1 rRNA gene is annotated in these 594 nt (G+C 58.1%); it reads left to right on the plus strand.

Features of this window, described 5'->3' with window-relative positions:
* Positions 1-291 (plus strand): 16S ribosomal RNA (locus ACSC1Y_RS16135); the annotation flags it as partial.
* Between the last annotated feature and the right edge of the window lie 303 nt (positions 292-594).

Here is a 594-nt window from a genome sequence, read left to right on the forward strand (position 1 = left end):
ACAATGGTCGAGACAGTGGGATGCCACCTCGAGAGAGGGCGCTAATCTCCGAAACTCGATCGTAGTTCGGATTGTGGGCTGAAACTCGCCCACATGAAGCTGGATTCGGTAGTAATCGCATCTCAGAAGGATGCGGTGAATACGTCCCTGCTCCTTGCACACACCGCCCGTCAAAGCACCCGAGTGAGGTCCGGATGAGGCCACCGCAACGGTGGTCGAATCTGGGCTTCGCAAGGGGGCTTAAGTCGTAACAAGGTAGCCGTAGGGGAATCTGCGGCTGGATCACCTCCACAGACCGAGACCAGTCCACACGGACTGGCTCACCTTGGAAACTTTCGTATCCGAGTGTCTGGTGGTCGACGAGACCCGATCGGACGCTTTAGAACCAACCGAGGCTCGAACTGACTCGATGCTGGAACGTCCCACCGATGAGAGTGGGGTGTCTGGGTTCGACTCCCAGCAGAGTCACTCTCATCGGAGGTCGTTTCCGAATCGCTCCCCTTAAGTGGGAGACGAGGGAACGATGCTCCGAAGACAAACCGATGCACCACCCCGTGCAAGCGTGGGTGGGAAGGGTCGAACGTGTGCCTGCTC

The organism is Haloarchaeobius lipolyticus (assembly GCF_051208015.1).
In the GTDB taxonomy this organism is placed as follows: domain Archaea; phylum Halobacteriota; class Halobacteria; order Halobacteriales; family Natrialbaceae; genus Haloarchaeobius.